Here is a 15,934-nt window from a genome sequence, read left to right on the forward strand (position 1 = left end):
GTGGGTTTTATCCGCAAGGCATTCTTATACAAAAATACCGATTAATTCTGATGCTCAAAATATAGGAGCTGCAGATAAAGAAGACGGTTATAATAGAATGAGACTTGGGATCGAAATAGCAAGAGAAGTGGCAGCTAAAAAACTTGATAAGCAAATATCTACCCTAACATCTGAAGAACTGAAAAAATACGAACCGATAATTTTGTTTAATGGCGGAGCTTATGATAATAGCTTACTAAAAGAAGCCCTTGATAAAAATATTATTACCGATTATCCAAAAGAAAATTTTTATATTTTTACATTACCTGAAGGACAGGTTAATACAGGCGGACAATTTAAAACTTTATATAAAGAACATGAACACGGTAATATCGACTTAAGTAACGCCGAAATTGCAATTGTTACTCATGCTTATCATTTTCCTCGTGTTAATAGATATTTTGATAACAAACCGAATTTTGACTTTTTCTTCACTCATAACACTAAACCTATGATTTTCTTAGTCGATCGAAAATTTGAAGCCTCAGGAGTAGATAATGAACTAAAACAGGAGCTAATAAAATTACCTAGCTATATAGAAAAAGGCTTTATTTCAAGGAAATAAAATGATCAATCCTGTTTTAACCGTTATTTTTTCTTACTTTATTCAATAATGGATAAGGGAACTTATCCATCATTGTAATTAATTTTAGCCTTTCACTTCTATTTTTCTAGTTTTACCTTGTTCTTTTTTCGGTATGGTTATATGTAATATACCGTTTTCAAAACGTGCATTTATAGCATCATCATTAATATTGGCAGGCAAGCTTATTGAACGTTGGAAAGAACCGTAATATCGCTCACGCATATGATAATTTTTATTCTTTTCCTCGGATTTTTCTTCCTTTTGCCCTTTAATGGTCAGAATATGATTATCTATATTTATATCTATATCTTTTTGATTTATGCCCGGTAATTCTACCTCTAAACTATATCCTGAATCAGTTTCGGATATATCGGTTCTTGGTATTAGATTTTTTTCGGTAGATGAAGAATACGGAAAAGTATAAAATTCATTAAAGAAATCATCAAATATATTATCTAAGTGGTTACGTCTCATTAGGTCATTACTTACTTCTGATTTATTTCTTATGCGTGGTAAATTAAATGCCATAATACCTCCTTATATAATTTTTGGTTAAAATTTAATTAATTGTTATCTCTCTTGCGTCTTGCTCTTTAATCTCAATGCGAGGTAGAATAATAGTAAGTATTCCATTCTTAAGGCTTGAAGAGATATTTGCCTGGTCTACATCTTCATATAATGATATTACATAATTAAAATTTTTATTCATATAATTATCTGAATCATCAGCTTTATTTTTTTCTTCTATATTCCTTGTAATAAATAATTTATTGCCGTTCACTTTAATCTTAATTTGACTTTTATCAAAGCCAGGTACTTCCATTATAATAATATACTGCTTATCTTTAGTAATAAAATTACTTTTTATGCTATTAGACTCATAAAGCGGCAATCTATTTTTAAATAAATTATCAATATTTGTAATTTGATTATCTATTAAATCTGCTACTTGACGCAAAGGCGTCGCATGACCGGTGTCATAATTATTATGCCATTGCAATATTACTAGATAAAATAATAGCTGCTATAGACGGAATATATAATTTTGCACTCTTTAACATAAAATTACCTTTACATTTATTGCTTATATATTTAAATATATAAAATTATCTACTCAAAATTCAAGTCTTACATTTCCATAATTTGCTGAAAGTACGCTGCCCAAAATAAAAGCTAATAATCCCTGCAAAAATAGTTTGGTCTTCAATACTCCATAATATATCTAGATACTCCACTAGCAGAGCAGAGCTTTTTAACGATTTATATTGAACATATTTAACACCTCCATACATTGCAAAGAAGCTATAAGCAAGTACCGGTCTTACCGAACCGTTTAAAGCATCAACCCAACTAACACCTGATTTATATGTTGAATAAAGCGAATATTGCTCCGCCATTTCTTGTGATATGGTAAGCTCTGTAAAAGTCTTGGATTGATTGAGTTTGTTATTAGCAATTTGACGGTCTAAAATATTTATCTCGTGTTTTTTGTCGTTAATATCTTTGTATATTTTTAAAATTTCAGGAATGATAGAACTAATAAAGCCTGTAATCGCTGCAAATAAAGTAATCATAAATACCTATCTATATAATTTAGGATAAGTATAGCAAAGATAAGTCATCATACTAAGAGAGAGATATGGTAATCGTCATTGCGAGCGACTGCAAGGAGCGTGGCAATCTCAGGACTTTGGCATGAGATTGCTTCGTCAAAACTTAACAGTTTCTTCTCGCAATGACGAGAAAATTGAGCCATGCGACAATGCCTACGACTGCTCGCAATGACGATTTTTGAACTACTTTAAATTAGACCAAATGCGGTTTTTTGCAATATAGAAAAAGATAGTAAACACTACCAAAAACATCATAACTTTAAGACCCATAGATTTACGATGTTCCATTTCTGGCTCAGCTGCCCATTGTAGGAATACCGCAACATCATGCGACATCTGCTCTACGCTTACGTTAGTACCGTCCATATAGGTTACCTGCCCGTCTGTAAGCGGCGGCGGCATTGCTATTTGCTCACCTGGGAAATACGGATTATAATGAGCCCCTTGCATCAACTTAAAATCTGCCGGCGGTTCGGTATAGCCGGTAAGCAGCGAATATATATAATTAGCCCCGTCATGCCGTGCTTTTATTATTAAAGATAAATCAGGAGGGTGTGCTCCGTTATTAGCCGCTCTTGCTGCTTGTTCATTAGGGTAAGGAGATACAAAACGATCGGATGGAAGAGCGGGACGGTCAAACATCTCACCGTCATCATTTGGTCCATCTTTTATCGTATAGCCCTTGGCAATCTCTTTTATCTCATCATCCGAAAAGCCTATATCTTTAAGATTACGGTAATATAAATTATTTAAGCCGTGGCAAACGCTACAAACTTCTTTATAAACCTGAAAACCTCTTTGTGCTGCTTCACGATTAACTGTGCCAAATACGCCGTCAAACGACCATTTCATCTTTTTTGGATGTAATGCTTCTTCACCTGCTAAGCATACGCTAGAAGTTATTAATATGATGATAGAGATAATTAGTTTTGTTTTCATAAAATTTTTGAGTCGTCATTGCGTCATTGCGAGGAAAATTACGTAGTAATTTGACGAAGCAATCTCAGGAGTTTATCGTTATTTTATAAGATTGTCGTGTTGAGATTTTGTCTTTCCTTGCAATGATATTTTTATTACAGAATAATTTCGCTATATAAATCATCCCAATTTATATTTGTTTGTTCTATTAGTTTAATTTTTTTGTCTCTTGAGCCGGCTTTAATTTGTTTTTCTCTATTTATTGCTGAATTCATAGTTTGATGAATTTCATAAAATACTAAAATTTTGCAATTATACTTTTTACTAAACCCCTTAATTGTATAATTTTTGTGTTCGTATATTCTTTTTATTAAATTAGAAGTAACACCAGTATAGAGTATACCATTTTTCTTGTTTGTTACTATATATACTATTGGTTGCTTCATAAGTTTGTATAATACAAAAAAAAATGTCATTGCGAGCAAACTCAAGCAGAGCGTGGCAACCTCATGAAGCAATAACAAACTCCTGAGATTGCTTCGTCGAATTACTTTGTAATTCTTCTCGCAATGACGGTTCGGGCATCCCACAGTCAATGCCTGCTCGCAATGACGACTTCGGTACTGCAATGACAGTATTATAACTCCTCCGGTAGCGGTAACGGCTTTTCATATTTACCGATCAGCGGCAGAGCTACTAAGAAATGAAAAAAGTAATAACAAGCAGCAAAGCGGCTAATTGTAATATACGGCCCTTCTGCCGGTTGCCCGCCTAAATAACCAAGCAATAAACAATCTGTCATAAATATCCAAAAAGCAATTCGGTATATCGGTCTATAATTGGCACTTCTAACTTTTGAAGTATCAAGCCAAGGTAGTAAGAATAACACGAATATACTTCCGAACATTAATAACACTCCACCGAGCTTAGACGGTACGGCTCTAAGGATTGCATAAAACGGTAGAAAATACCATTCAGGTACGATATGAGCAGGCGTAACTAAAGGATTTGCCGGAACGTAATTATCGGGATGTCCTAAATAATTAGGTTCGTAAAAAATAAAATAGGCAAATATTATGAAATAAACTCCGAAACCGACAAAATCCTTTACGGTATAATAAGGGTGGAAAGGAATAGTATCTTTAGGACTTTTAACGTCGATACCTTTCGGATTATTTGAACCATGTTGATGTAAGGCTACTAAATGCAGCATCACAAGAGCAACAATAATAAACGGCAATAAATAATGCAGTGAAAAGAATCTATTTAATGTCGGGTTATCAACGGAAAAACCACCCCAAAGCCAAGTAACTATGGATTCTCCTATTAGCGGAATAGCCGAGAATAAATTAGTAATTACCGTAGCACCCCAGTAGCTCATCTGCCCCCAAGGAAGCACATAACCCATAAAGGCAGTAGCCATCATAGTTAGAAAAATGATAATACCGATATGCCAAAGCAGTTCTCTCGGTGCTTTATAAGAGCCGTAATACAAACCTCTTGCTATGTGTAAGTATACGGCAGCAAAAAACATCGATGCACCTACCGCATGAGTATAACGCAGCAACCAACCGTAATTAACGTTACGCATGATTCTCTCAACACTATCGAAAGCATGATCAACATGCGGAGTATAGTGCATAGCAAGTATCACACCGGTGATTATCTGAATCACCAACGCAATACCGGCAATAGAGCCCAAATTCCACAAATAGCTAAGATTTTTTGGAGTTTGATAATGACTAAAATGCTTTAGGAACGAAAAAATAGGTAAGCGATAATCTATCCATTCTATAATAGCATTGGGCTTTTTAGGGGTAATATCTTCATTCATAAATAACTACCCGATTCTAATTTTTTTGTCGCTAATAAAGGTATAAGGCGGCACTGCTAAATTTAAAGGAGCAGGACCTCTTCTAACCCTACCTGAAGAATCATATTGTGAACCATGACACGGACAGAACCATCCATCATACTCACCTTGATTAGCAAGCGGCACACAACCTAAATGAGTACAAATCCCGATTGTCACAAGCCAGTTATCATGCCCTGCTTTCACACGTGCTTCATCAGTCTCAGGATCAATAAGCTCCGACATCTTTACGGCTCTTGCTTCAGCTATTTTATCAGGAGTACGGTTTGTGATAAAAACCGGTTTACCTTGCCATTTAACCGTAACTGTTTGCCCTACCGCAATATTTGATAGATCAACCTCAATTGATGATAAAGCAAGCACGTCTGCGGAAGGGTTTAAGGAATCAACGAGAGGCCAAAGCGTACACACAGCCCCGACCGCTGCAACACTACTAGCCGTTAGAACCATAAAATCACGACGTGTAGTTTGTTTGTTTTTATTATCTTCAGTATCCGACATATAATATTAAAGTGACATAAATTAACGATTATTATTACTACCGCTTTGGGTATTATTAAGATTATTTGGATTTTCTAGTTCTTCATAAGGGTTTATTATAGGAGGTTCAGCGTCTGCAGCACTATCTGCTTGTTTTGGCGTAAGCTTATTTATTTCATCTTCTAACACTTTTGCTCCTGTTCCTTCTTCATGCTTATATTCTCCGGGATTACTTAAGCAATTCCAAAAACTAACTAAATGATTCCAATTAGGACCGAGTTTTGTAGTACAATTTTGAGCAACTGCTTTAGTTGTATCTAATATCTCGACTGTAGTTTCAGTAAAATAATCTATAAACCCAATTTTTTTTAAGCCCAATACTGTATAATATAAAGTAATCAAGGAAGCAACTGCTATAATTAAATACCATTTAGTGATAATAGACCACAGAAAAAATCCCATAGGATTTGCTGCAATTAACCTTCGTAAAGCCTGCCACATATATTTTTCTCAAAAAAATTTATTAATAATATTCATCTTTATTTTATATCACTACATTAGTAAAAATAAAGCAAAATCACGTAATATTATAAATATTTTTAATTAAATAGGAACTCAAGAAGAATGAAATCGGTAAAAATACTAAATTAATTCCTATCATAATAAAAATTAATTGTAAGTTATTATCTTGTAATATTAAACCTGTCATTATAATACTCGGAATTAATAACGGCATGATAAACGTACCGACAAAGTTAGCATTCTTCTTAAAATAACATTGCACGCTACCGGATAAAACTACTAAACTACTTGATAAAACTAACATCATCCATACGCTAATAAAAAAAAATATTATCTCAAGCAAAGTTTGATCAAAAAAAACATAAATAATGGGTAAAACAAAAACCAGCCCTACCGTACTACTGATAAATATAGCAAAAAATTTAGCTAATATAATTTTTTCATAACTGACCGCCGATAACAATAATTCTAAAGTACCGTCTTCTAAATCGGATTTGAATATAACTGAGGAAAAACCGATTAATGAAATTAATAAACAAATTACCGAAAAAATTAAACCGAATTTGTTAATATCCCTTTCACTGTTAATTAAAACAGTACTAATTATGCAAAATAAAAAAAATATAACTATATATTTAATTATATTATTAATGCGATTCTGCACTATAAATTCACGCTTAATTAATACAAATAGATTATTCATGATTAAATAAATTATATATTAAGTACATTATTGCAGAAACCGTCAAACCTATACCAATTTCAACAATAACTATAGCGATATGCTGAGCAAGTAGCTTATCATTGATAAAATTTGTTAGTGAATAATAATTTAAATAATTATCGTTAAAAAAGAGTGATATTGTTCCTACAATTGCATATATTGCTACACCTAAAACAGCAATAGAAATTAGCACGTTAGGAGGAAAATATCTGCTTAATTTTCGATTACCGTAAACTAAATCATAAGCAATAAGGCTAGATGCAAATATAACACCTGCTTGAAACCCACCACCCGGCGAAGACTCACCGTTAAGCTGAATATATATACTATATAAAATTATATAAGGTATTATAAAACTAGTGATATATTTTATTATCGGATAAACTTTGAGTTTTGTCATACCGTGGAGGGGCCACGGTATGACATCCTCCTTTGAAAATATCAACAACACAGCAATTCCTGCAATTAAAATTACGCTAGTTTCACCTAAAGTATCATAAGCGCGGTAGCTTGCAAGAATAGCCGCAACAAAAGAAGGTACACCTATATCTCTAGAAGTATTTTCGAGATAATATTTACTTGAATGAATATGAATAGGAGCATTATCATCACCGTAATTCGGTAATTCTAACCCCATATAAGCAAGAGTTACTACAAACAATAAACATATTAAACTTGCGGGAATAATATTAGTTCTCTCAATATTCTTTAAATCAGGAGGTAATTTACGTAACAAATTCAAATATACGCATGTTGATAAGCAAGCTCCAAGTGCTGCCTCGGTCATTGCGACATCAGGAGCATCCATAATAAGATAAGATACACCGATTAATAAGCTAAATATTGACGCAGCAATAACTGCATTTAGTAAATCTTTAGCAAAAATTATTTTTATTGAGATTAAAATCAATAAAAAAGCAATTAAGTTAAGTAGGTAATTGCCGAGATCAAAATTTAAAGCTGTTTTTACTGCCATATGGTTATTAAAATTTAACGTCATTGCGAGGAGAAACGTAGTTTCGACGTGGCAATCTTATCAAGCAGCCTGAGATTGCTTCGTCAAATTACTTCGTAATTTTCCTCGCAATGACGGTAGCTCGAATTTTCATAAATAACGATGCTTTACCGAGTGCATGGGTTGCTACTGGATTTAGTAGAAAAATCAATAAAGCCGCTAAAATTAATTTACCGGAGTTAACAATATCTGCTTCAATGCACGCAAAACCTATTAAGCAAACAGGCACTCCAAAGTTCTCAATAACACTTGCTGCATATAATTTAGTATAAAAATCAGGAAATCTAAAAAAACCGATTATCCCTGAAAATATAGCAAATAATCCAATAATTACTAATAATATTCCGATATAGTATAGTGTCATTGTGTTTATCCTTTTTTCGTCATTGCGAGGAGCGAAGCGACGTGGCAATCTCATGAAATAATGCTGATTCCTGAGATTGCTTCGTCAAAACTTACAGTTTTTCCTCGCAATGACGCTTTACTCGCCTTGAGCCAAGCTATACCCTGCCACACCATCAAACTCAAATAAATTCTCTACTTTGATAAAATCAATATTTGCTTTGCTTAAAGCTTCAAGCAACCTTGTTATATCTAAATGCTTTATTTCCGTGCCGTCTTTATTCATAAAACGACAACACCAATGATCGGAAATAGTTTCAAACCTTGTATCACGAGGCCATAATTTTAGCCCTTTGGACGAGATTGTTTTTAGCTCAATATTACCAAGATCAAGCTTATTAATTTTATCAGCTATATCGTGAGCGGAAGATATATTCATATTCACAAATATATCCGTACCTACCAATTTCTTAACTTCGTTAGTATCAATTTTATAATCTATATTACTTTCTTGTTTCTCGGCAATCAACGGATAATCTGCTTTAGGTAGCTTTGTCGGTATCTGTCCTAATCTTTTCGTTACTTCTTCAGCAAATTCTTTTGTACCAACTTTTTTACTAGAATTCTGCTCATTATATATATCGGCTGTATGAACTCCATCCTCTATAGTTTTTTTCCAAGCATTTTCGATTAAACTAGCAATATCACCTTGCCCTATATGTACAAGCATCATTATAGCAGCATTTAGAAGCCCTGACGGATTTGCGATATCTTTGCCGGCAATATCGGGAGCACTTCCATGTACCGCTTCAAACATAGCATAATGTTGTCCGATATTTGCAGAACCGGCGAGTCCTACCGACCCTGAAATCTCGGCAGCTACATCGGATATGATATCACCGTATAAATTAGAAGTTACGATAACGTCAAATATTTCAGGTTTGGTTGCAAGCCTTGCAGTCCCGATATCGATAATATAATGCTCATTATTAATTTGCGGATATTCTTTTGCAATCTCATTAAATATTTTATGAAAAACCCCATCGGAAAATTTCATAATATTATCTTTGCTTAAGCACGTGACTTTTTTGCGGTTATTTTTTACCGCATATTCAAAAGCATATCTAATAATTTTTTCACAACCCGTATGACTTATCAACTTTATTGATTCATACATATTATGCGTTTGTCGGTATTCTATACCTGCGTATAAATCTTCCTCATTCTCACGTATGATAGTGAGGTTCAGATGCGGATGTAATGTCATAGTAAAAGGATGAAACGAAACAGAAGGACGAATATTAGCAAAAAGCTGTAATGTTTTACGAATCGTGACGTTTAAACTTTTATATCCTCCACCTTGCGGAGTAGTAATCGGGGCTTTAAGTATAATACCGGTACGTTGTATTGATTCCCAACTTTCTTCACTTATGCCTGAAGTATAATGCTTCTTGTAAAGCTTTTCACCTACTTCAATGGTTTCTAAGCGAATACGAGCCTCGGCTTTACGTAATATATAAAGCACTGCCTCCATTATTTCAGGACCTATACCGTCCCCGTATGCAATTGTAATCGGTGTAAATTCTGCCATATAATACTCTCTTGTTAAGTACATAGTGTTGTTTTTTCATGGATCGATTTATCCGTCATTGCGAGCGACTAAAAGGAGCGTGGCAATCTCATGAAATAATATTCCTAAGATTGCTTCGTCAAAACTTGCAGTTTTTCCTCGCAATGACGATTTGAGTATAACACTATCAATAGTTTATCGTTACTTCCTTTAATCTCTCATTCAACATAAAAGTCACTTCGGAAGTTATATTCAAATTATTTTTGGCATATAATACTTGAGCACTTGGAATTACCAAATTAAGGTTATATTTCTCTGCAAGTTCACTAATTATTGTAATAGTTGTTTCGTGGACTCTACTCATAGCCTCAGCGTGTGCTTGTTCAAGCTTCGTTTTCTTAATCTGAATTTCTTTTCTAACGTGGCTAACTTTTGCATTAAATTCGTTTACTTTATGCTCAAATTCGGTTTCACTTAAATTAGAACGCTCATTTAATAATTTCTCTTCCAGCGGTTTAAATTCTGCTTCTTTTGCAGCAATATCCTCTTGGATTCTATGATTAAGCTTTTCGATTTTATTACGCAAATCTTTTATAGCAATCGAACCTTCCAATATAGATTGTACATCAGCAACAGCTACTCTAACTTTGAAATTATCTTCTTTAATCGGCATATTTTGTGCTTTTGCTATTACTGAGAAATTTATTATGAATATACATAATATTCGGTATATCATCTTTGATCCTTTTAGATTAAACGGCGTCGGCTACTTTCGTCATTGCGAGAAGACGCCATAGGCGTCGACGAAGCAATCTCAGGAATTTTGCCTGAGATTGCCACGCTCACTAACGTTCGCTCGCAATGACGTCTCCTATTAATTCTCAGAATAAATAACATCAGGTGATTTGTCTATCATTAAAAACTTGAACACCTAACGTTGGCACATTCCCCTCTCCCGATGGTGTATACTCCTCACCATCTGAATAATAAGGGTCAAACGGAATAGTTTTTATTATCTCTTGCCTTACATCTTCTTCACTAAGAAGATGTTCAGTATCAAGACGATTTAACTCAACATAGATTTCATGCTGTTCATTAAATTTATATAAAAAATTAAAAGCTTTCTGAATATATTCCTTGTCATCTTTCTTAGCCCAAACTGCTGTAATATCTTTTGCAGCTTTGATATGCTTTTCATCATCATCCATAAAAAATACATTTGCTTTATTAGTTATTCCGGTATTATTCATTATTTCTCTTATATATTCTTTTTTAGTACAATTTTGTATTTCTTGAAAATTATTAGAAGGTAAACCTGATTTTATATGTATATTTTTTACTATTTCTTTGTCTAATAATTGCTCTAATGCATATTTTACGGCATTGGGATAATCATTAAACGATGCTATAGCTATTTTATGACCGGATGATATGATGTTTTTAAAAAGACGTACTAATTGCTCTTCATTTTTCCAACCTAATTTATCATTATCTAGGAATACCTCCATCAGCTCTATAGAAAATTTTTGCTCAAGCCTAGCTTTTTCTTTATCACGTTCGTCATATGAACTAAAACGGCTATTTTGTATATTACGTGCTATTGCCTCCTAGCTTCTCCCCGATATAATTATGCGAATGTCCTTTAACCAATGTCCCGTCAAAATCAAATATAAATAAAGCTGTATTATCGTTCATTAATTTCTCTTATTTTAAAGTTTAAAAATTCTTAGTAATTTTTATTTTGTAGTTAAATCAGTTAGTTTTTCAAGAACTTTATTCCAATTTTTGGTATTTTAGTGTATAATACGGAAAACTATTGTAAACTTGAGAGAATTTTTAAAGATGACATCTATTCGTAATATAGCAATTATTGCCCACGTTGATCATGGGAAAACTACGCTTGTTGATAACATGCTTAAACAAAGCGGAACATTTAGAGCTAACCAAGCAGTAGCCGAGCGTGCTATGGACTCTAACGACCTTGAGCGTGAGCGTGGAATAACAATACTAGCCAAATGCACTGCTCTTATGTGGAACGATATCCGTATTAATATCGTTGATACACCTGGACATGCTGATTTTGGCGGTGAAGTAGAACGCATATTAAGCATGGTTGACGGTGTTGTGTTACTTGTCGACGCATCGGAAGGGCCAATGCCGCAAACAAAATTCGTGCTTTCTAAAGCCTTAAACCTCGGCTTAAAACCTATCGTTGTTATTAATAAAATCGATAGAGACGACCAAAGAATTAAAAAAGTTATCGACGAAGTATTCGAGCTATTTGTGGCACTCGAGGCAAATAACGATCAGCTTGATTTCCCTATAGTTTACGCATCAGGTAGAGCAGGTAGAGCCTCTTTAAACTTTGATGATAAAATTAATCCTTTAGATAATTTAGCAGATGATTTAGCTCCACTTTTCGACCTAATAGTAAAACATGTACCAAAACCCGCAGCTGACGATAAAGCACCGTTTTCTATGCTTGTTACTACTAGAGAATATAATTCTTTCTTCGGTAGGGTTTTAACGGGACGTGTACAAAGCGGCACTGTTAAAATCAATCAAAACGTAAAAGTATTAAATCGTGAGAATAAAGTACTTGAAACCGGACGTATCACTAAAATATTAGCATTTAGAGGTTTAGAGAGAATCGCTATAGATGAGGCTACAGCCGGCGATATTATTGCCGTAGCAGGCGTTGAAAACGCCAACGTTGCCGATACTATTTGTTCACCTGAAGTAACCGAAGCTGTACCGTCTCTACCTATTGACCCCCCAACTTTATCCATGACCTTTAGCGTTAATGACTCACCGCTTGCAGGAAGTGAAGGGACAAAAGTTACATCGAGCTTGATTGGAGCTAGGTTAATGCGTGAGCTTGAGAGTAACGTCGCACTAAAAGTTACCGAAGCTGCTGAAAAAAATGCTTTCCAAGTTGCAGGACGAGGAGAATTACAGCTTGGTATCTTAATCGAAACTATGCGTCGTGAAGGGTTTGAGTTATCTATCAGTAGACCCGAAGTATTATTCCAAACCGATGGGAAAGGTAATAAACAAGAACCGATGGAAGAAATCCAAGTTGACGTTGATGATGATTATGTCGGGGTGGTCGTAAAATCTTTAGCACTTAGAAAAGCCGAAATGACTGATATGAGACCGTCAGGCGGCGGTAAAAGCCGTGTTACGTTCATTGGACCGTCTAGAGGGTTAATCGGCTATCACAGCCAGTTTTTAACCGAAACTCGAGGTACGGGGATTATGAACCGTATTTTCCACGGATATGCTGATTATAAAGGAGCTATCGAGGGAAGACGCAACGGCGTACTTATCTCTAACGGTGACGGGGCAGCAGTTGCATATGCTCTATGGAATCTAGAGGAAAGAGGAAAAATGTTTATAAATCCTAGCGATAAAGTATATAGAGGTATGATTATCGGCGAACATAATCGTGATAATAATTTAGAGGTCAACCCGCTAAAAGCGAAGCAACTGAGCAATGTTAGAGCATCAGGTAAAGATGAAGCTATAAGACTAACGCCGCCGATGCTTTTAACTCTAGAGCAGGCAATCAGCTATATACAGGATGACGAGCGAGTTGAAGTAACACCGAAATCTATTCGTCTGCGTAAGGCTCTACTTGACCCTAACGACCGTAAAAGAGCTACGAAGTAGAAAGACATTACTAGTTAAAAATGTAACCTTGTTGCAGCGATCCTACTGTCATTCCCGCGAAAGCGGGAATCTAGAAAAAATAGCCTTAATATTGATACAAACATTATATATTTGATAAAATAAACCTAAAAAAACTAGTTTTTTATAGGTTTTACTGGATCCCCGCTTTCGCGAGGAGGCATTGTTGCATAGACCGGTAAAACCTACTGTGTCACCCCGTGGCTTGACCACGGGGTCCATAAAAACAATAAAAAATACTAATAATTTTAGTATTTTTAACTAGATCTCGTGGTCAAGCCACGGGATGACAGAGGTGAAATTGATGCACGCTGGCAATGCCTCGCGGGGATGACATAAATATCCCTAAACACTATAATAACAAACCTTTTTAACGGCTTCTATTACATCACTCTCGCTCGGCAGAGCTAATTTTTCTAAATTAACGGCAAAAGGAAGCGGTACGTCTTTACCGCTGACAATCTCTATCGGTGCATCTAAATAATCAAATGCTTCTTTCATAACAATAGAGGCTATACTTGCTCCAACGCCGGCAAAAAACCAACCTTCTTCTACTATAACTAAACGATTAGTTTTTTTTACTGATTCTATTATTGTATCCGTATCAAGCGGTTTAATAGTGCGAAGATCAATAACCTCACAATCAATATTATCATTCTGCAAAACATTTGCAGCATCTAGGGCAAGTTTTACTTGAATCGAGAAAGTTACTATAGTGACACTACTACCTTCTCTTAAAATTTTTGCCTGACCAAAAGGTATAGGTTCAATTGTTTCCGGTACGTCAAAACTATGACCGTATAAAATTTCATTTTCTAAAAAAATAACGGGATTATCGTCCCTAATAGCCGTAAGCATAAGTCCTTTATGATCTTCGGCACTATAAGGGGCTACTACTTTTAACCCTGGGACATGAGAATAACAAGCTGTATAATTTTGGCTATGTTGTGCTGCTACTCTACTTGCCGCTCCGTTTGGTCCTCTAAATACTATCGGACATTTGGCCTGCCCACCTGACATGTAATGCGTTTTTGCAGCTGAATTTACTATATGATCAAAAGCTTGCATAGCAAAGTTAAAGGTCATAAACTCCACAATCGGACGAAGTCCTGCAAAAGCTGCTCCAACTGCAAGCCCTGCAAAACCATATTCCGTTATCGGTGTATCAATTACCCTCTTAGGACCAAACTGCTCTAGTAATCCTTGAGTTACCTTATAAGCTCCTTGATATTCTGCAACTTCTTCACCCATGACAAAAACTTTGTCGTCCCTTATCATCTCTTCTTGCATCGCATCACGCAATGCTTCACGTACCGTTATTTGCATTTTTCTTTTTTATTTTGATTAAATTAATCGTCATTGCGAGTAGCCGTAGGCTGTGCGGCAATCTCATGAAATAATAACAAATTCCTGAGATTGCCACGTCGCTTTGCTCCTCGCAATGACGTTTTTTTTAAGCCTTAACAATACACCTCAGTATACAACTCCCCCTCATCAGGCAGTGGTGAGTTTTCTGAAAATTTTACTGCTTCTTTCACAATTTCTTTTACCGACTGTTCTATTTCTTTTAAATCTGCTTCGGTTGCATATTTATTATCGAGTATCGTTTTTCTTATTATCACTAGCGGATCACGTTCTTTATATTGCTCAACTTCTTCTTTACTACGATATTTTGCCGGATCGGACATCGAATGCCCACGATAACGATAAGTTTTTACCTCCAATATTAACGGAAAGCTATTTTCTCTAACATACTCGGCTGCTTGTTTAGCTCCATTATACATTTCTTCAAAATCCATACCGTCTAGCTGAAATCCTTTAATTCCAAACGATTCCCCTTTCTTATATAAATCACGCATAAAGGTAGAACGTGCTACAGACGTCCCCATCGAATATTCGTTATTTTCAATAATATAAACTACAGGTAAACCCCATAAAGCAGCCATATTAAAGGCTTCATATACTTGACCTTGATTAACCGCACCGTCACCTAAAAAAGTAAAGCAAATATTATTCGTGCCGTTATATTTTTCAGCAAAAGCAAGCCCTGTGCCTATAGGTACTTGAGCTCCGACTATACCGTGTCCACCGTAAAATTTGTTCGGTATGTCAAATAAATGCATCGAACCACCCTTACCTTTCGAGCAGCCTGTAGCTCGCCCCATAAGCTCGGCAAGAACATATTTAGGCTCTGTTCCCGCTAAAATAATATGAGCATGGTCACGATAGCTAGTAATTGTACTATCTCCTTTTTGTTTGACCGTATCTACCGCAGAAATTACTGCTTCTTGTCCTATATATAAATGACAAAAACCGCCTATTTCTCCCATACCGTATAACTGCCCACATTTCTCTTCAAAACGACGCAGTAGTAGCATATCTTTAAAGCTTTTTATATATTCTTCCTTTGTCGGCTTATATTTTTTTGGTTTAATATCCACTAATTACTCCTTATAATCTTAAACGTCATTACGAGAAAGTGTTGCCCGTATGAATACCAAAGCCGTCATTGCGAGGAGCGAAGCGACGCGGCAATCTCAGGCATTTATCTTACTTCATGAG

The 15,934-nt window shown here is 35.2% G+C and carries 17 protein-coding genes and 2 pseudogenes; 2 read left to right on the forward strand and 17 right to left on the reverse strand.

Going from position 1 to position 15,934, the window contains the following annotated elements:
* The first annotated feature begins 196 nt into the window (after positions 1-196).
* A pseudogene (locus RF_RS09210) lies at positions 197-380 on the forward strand (hypothetical protein).
* 308 nt (positions 381-688) lie between these two features.
* Here the strand turns inward: RF_RS09210 and RF_RS05375 are convergent.
* The 15 genes and pseudogenes from RF_RS05375 to RF_RS10020 form a co-directional block, all read right to left on the reverse strand.
* Positions 689-1,153 (reverse strand): Hsp20/alpha crystallin family protein, encoded by a 465-nt coding sequence (locus RF_RS05375; protein ID WP_011271320.1) that lies wholly within the window; start codon positions 1,151-1,153, stop codon positions 689-691.
* 31 nt (positions 1,154-1,184) lie between these two features.
* Positions 1,185-1,686, reverse strand: a pseudogene (locus RF_RS05380) (Hsp20/alpha crystallin family protein).
* 60 nt (positions 1,687-1,746) lie between these two features.
* Positions 1,747-2,199, reverse strand: coding sequence for a hypothetical protein (locus RF_RS05385; RefSeq protein ID WP_011271322.1), 453 nt, complete (start codon positions 2,197-2,199; stop codon positions 1,747-1,749).
* 47 nt (positions 2,200-2,246) lie between these two features.
* Positions 2,247-2,381 (reverse strand): hypothetical protein, encoded by a 135-nt coding sequence (locus RF_RS11585; RefSeq protein WP_268747336.1) that lies wholly within the window; start codon positions 2,379-2,381, stop codon positions 2,247-2,249.
* Positions 2,382-2,421: 40 nt separating this feature from the next.
* Positions 2,422-3,177, reverse strand: coding sequence for a cytochrome c1 (locus tag RF_RS05390; protein ID WP_011271323.1), 756 nt, complete (start codon positions 3,175-3,177; stop codon positions 2,422-2,424).
* A 134-nt stretch (positions 3,178-3,311) separates the two neighbouring features.
* Entirely contained in the window at positions 3,312-3,602 is a 291-nt protein-coding gene (locus RF_RS05395; RefSeq protein ID WP_039595145.1) for a GIY-YIG nuclease family protein, read from the reverse strand.
* Between the two features lie 191 nt (positions 3,603-3,793).
* Complete coding sequence (locus RF_RS05400) at positions 3,794-4,990, reverse strand: cytochrome b (RefSeq protein WP_011271325.1); 1,197 nt, start codon at positions 4,988-4,990, stop codon at positions 3,794-3,796.
* 6 nt (positions 4,991-4,996) lie between these two features.
* Positions 4,997-5,530 (reverse strand): ubiquinol-cytochrome c reductase iron-sulfur subunit, encoded by a 534-nt coding sequence (gene petA / locus RF_RS05405; RefSeq protein ID WP_011271326.1) that lies wholly within the window; start codon positions 5,528-5,530, stop codon positions 4,997-4,999.
* A 21-nt stretch (positions 5,531-5,551) separates the two neighbouring features.
* Positions 5,552-6,010: a DUF2670 domain-containing protein gene (locus RF_RS05410; protein ID WP_011271327.1), complete on the reverse strand. Its 459-nt coding sequence runs from the start codon at positions 6,008-6,010 to the stop codon at positions 5,552-5,554.
* Between the two features lie 76 nt (positions 6,011-6,086).
* Complete coding sequence (locus RF_RS05415; protein WP_011271328.1) at positions 6,087-6,734, reverse strand: heme exporter protein CcmB; 648 nt, start codon at positions 6,732-6,734, stop codon at positions 6,087-6,089.
* Positions 6,727-7,755, reverse strand: a complete 1,029-nt coding sequence (locus RF_RS05420; RefSeq protein ID WP_011271329.1) for a DUF4040 domain-containing protein — start codon at positions 7,753-7,755, stop codon at positions 6,727-6,729. Before RF_RS05420 ends, RF_RS05415 begins: the two co-directional genes overlap by 8 nt.
* A 64-nt stretch (positions 7,756-7,819) precedes the next feature.
* A complete protein-coding gene (locus RF_RS05425; protein ID WP_039595143.1) occupies positions 7,820-8,134 on the reverse strand; it encodes a Na+/H+ antiporter subunit G in 315 nt (104 codons plus the stop codon).
* A 117-nt stretch (positions 8,135-8,251) separates the two neighbouring features.
* Positions 8,252-9,703: an isocitrate dehydrogenase gene (gene icd / locus RF_RS05430; RefSeq protein WP_041405360.1), complete on the reverse strand. Its 1,452-nt coding sequence runs from the start codon at positions 9,701-9,703 to the stop codon at positions 8,252-8,254.
* Positions 9,704-9,869: 166 nt separating this feature from the next.
* Positions 9,870-10,418, reverse strand: coding sequence for an OmpH family outer membrane protein (locus tag RF_RS05435; RefSeq protein ID WP_011271332.1), 549 nt, complete (start codon positions 10,416-10,418; stop codon positions 9,870-9,872).
* Between the two features lie 160 nt (positions 10,419-10,578).
* Positions 10,579-11,190 carry a hypothetical protein gene (locus RF_RS10020; RefSeq protein ID WP_011271333.1) on the reverse strand — a complete coding sequence of 204 codons (612 nt, stop codon included), beginning with the start codon at positions 11,188-11,190 and terminating at the stop codon, positions 10,579-10,581.
* A gap of 334 nt (positions 11,191-11,524) precedes the next feature.
* On the opposite strand from RF_RS10020, the gene typA reads away from it, so the two are divergent.
* Positions 11,525-13,354, forward strand: a complete 1,830-nt coding sequence (gene typA, locus RF_RS05450) for a translational GTPase TypA (protein WP_011271334.1) — start codon at positions 11,525-11,527, stop codon at positions 13,352-13,354.
* 363 nt (positions 13,355-13,717) lie between these two features.
* Here the strand turns inward: typA and RF_RS05455 are convergent, their stop codons facing one another.
* Positions 13,718-14,698, reverse strand: a complete 981-nt coding sequence (locus RF_RS05455) for a pyruvate dehydrogenase complex E1 component subunit beta (RefSeq protein ID WP_011271335.1) — start codon at positions 14,696-14,698, stop codon at positions 13,718-13,720.
* A gap of 134 nt (positions 14,699-14,832) precedes the next feature.
* Positions 14,833-15,813, reverse strand: coding sequence for a pyruvate dehydrogenase (acetyl-transferring) E1 component subunit alpha (gene pdhA / locus RF_RS05460; protein WP_011271336.1), 981 nt, complete (start codon positions 15,811-15,813; stop codon positions 14,833-14,835).
* Between the last annotated feature and the right edge of the window lie 121 nt (positions 15,814-15,934).

The sequence above is a fragment of the Rickettsia felis URRWXCal2 genome (assembly GCA_000012145.1).
GTDB lineage: Bacteria > Pseudomonadota > Alphaproteobacteria > Rickettsiales > Rickettsiaceae > Rickettsia > Rickettsia felis.

Excerpts from the sequence above, each read along its gene's own strand:
- RF_RS05375 (WP_011271320.1), bottom strand. The coding sequence starts at position 1,153 with ATGGCATTTAATTTACCACGCATAAGAAATAAATCAGAAGTAAGTAAT.
- RF_RS05385 (WP_011271322.1), bottom strand. The coding sequence starts at position 2,199 with ATGATTACTTTATTTGCAGCGATTACAGGCTTTATTAGTTCTATCATT.
- RF_RS11585 (WP_268747336.1), bottom strand. The coding sequence starts at position 2,381 with ATGGCTCAATTTTCTCGTCATTGCGAGAAGAAACTGTTAAGTTTTGAC.
- RF_RS05390 (WP_011271323.1), bottom strand. The coding sequence starts at position 3,177 with ATGAAAACAAAACTAATTATCTCTATCATCATATTAATAACTTCTAGC.
- RF_RS05395 (WP_039595145.1), bottom strand. The coding sequence starts at position 3,602 with ATGAAGCAACCAATAGTATATATAGTAACAAACAAGAAAAATGGTATA.
- RF_RS05400 (WP_011271325.1), bottom strand. The coding sequence starts at position 4,990 with ATGAATGAAGATATTACCCCTAAAAAGCCCAATGCTATTATAGAATGG.
- petA (WP_011271326.1), bottom strand. The coding sequence starts at position 5,530 with ATGTCGGATACTGAAGATAATAAAAACAAACAAACTACACGTCGTGAT.
- RF_RS05410 (WP_011271327.1), bottom strand. The coding sequence starts at position 6,010 with ATGTGGCAGGCTTTACGAAGGTTAATTGCAGCAAATCCTATGGGATTT.
- RF_RS05415 (WP_011271328.1), bottom strand. The coding sequence starts at position 6,734 with ATGAATAATCTATTTGTATTAATTAAGCGTGAATTTATAGTGCAGAAT.
- RF_RS05420 (WP_011271329.1), bottom strand. The coding sequence starts at position 7,755 with ATGACGTTAAATTTTAATAACCATATGGCAGTAAAAACAGCTTTAAAT.
- RF_RS05425 (WP_039595143.1), bottom strand. The coding sequence starts at position 8,134 with ATGACACTATACTATATCGGAATATTATTAGTAATTATTGGATTATTT.
- icd (WP_041405360.1), bottom strand. The coding sequence starts at position 9,703 with ATGGCAGAATTTACACCGATTACAATTGCATACGGGGACGGTATAGGT.
- RF_RS05435 (WP_011271332.1), bottom strand. The coding sequence starts at position 10,418 with ATGATATACCGAATATTATGTATATTCATAATAAATTTCTCAGTAATA.
- RF_RS10020 (WP_011271333.1), bottom strand. The coding sequence starts at position 11,190 with ATGGAGGTATTCCTAGATAATGATAAATTAGGTTGGAAAAATGAAGAG.
- typA (WP_011271334.1), top strand. The coding sequence starts at position 11,525 with ATGACATCTATTCGTAATATAGCAATTATTGCCCACGTTGATCATGGG.
- RF_RS05455 (WP_011271335.1), bottom strand. The coding sequence starts at position 14,698 with ATGCAAATAACGGTACGTGAAGCATTGCGTGATGCGATGCAAGAAGAG.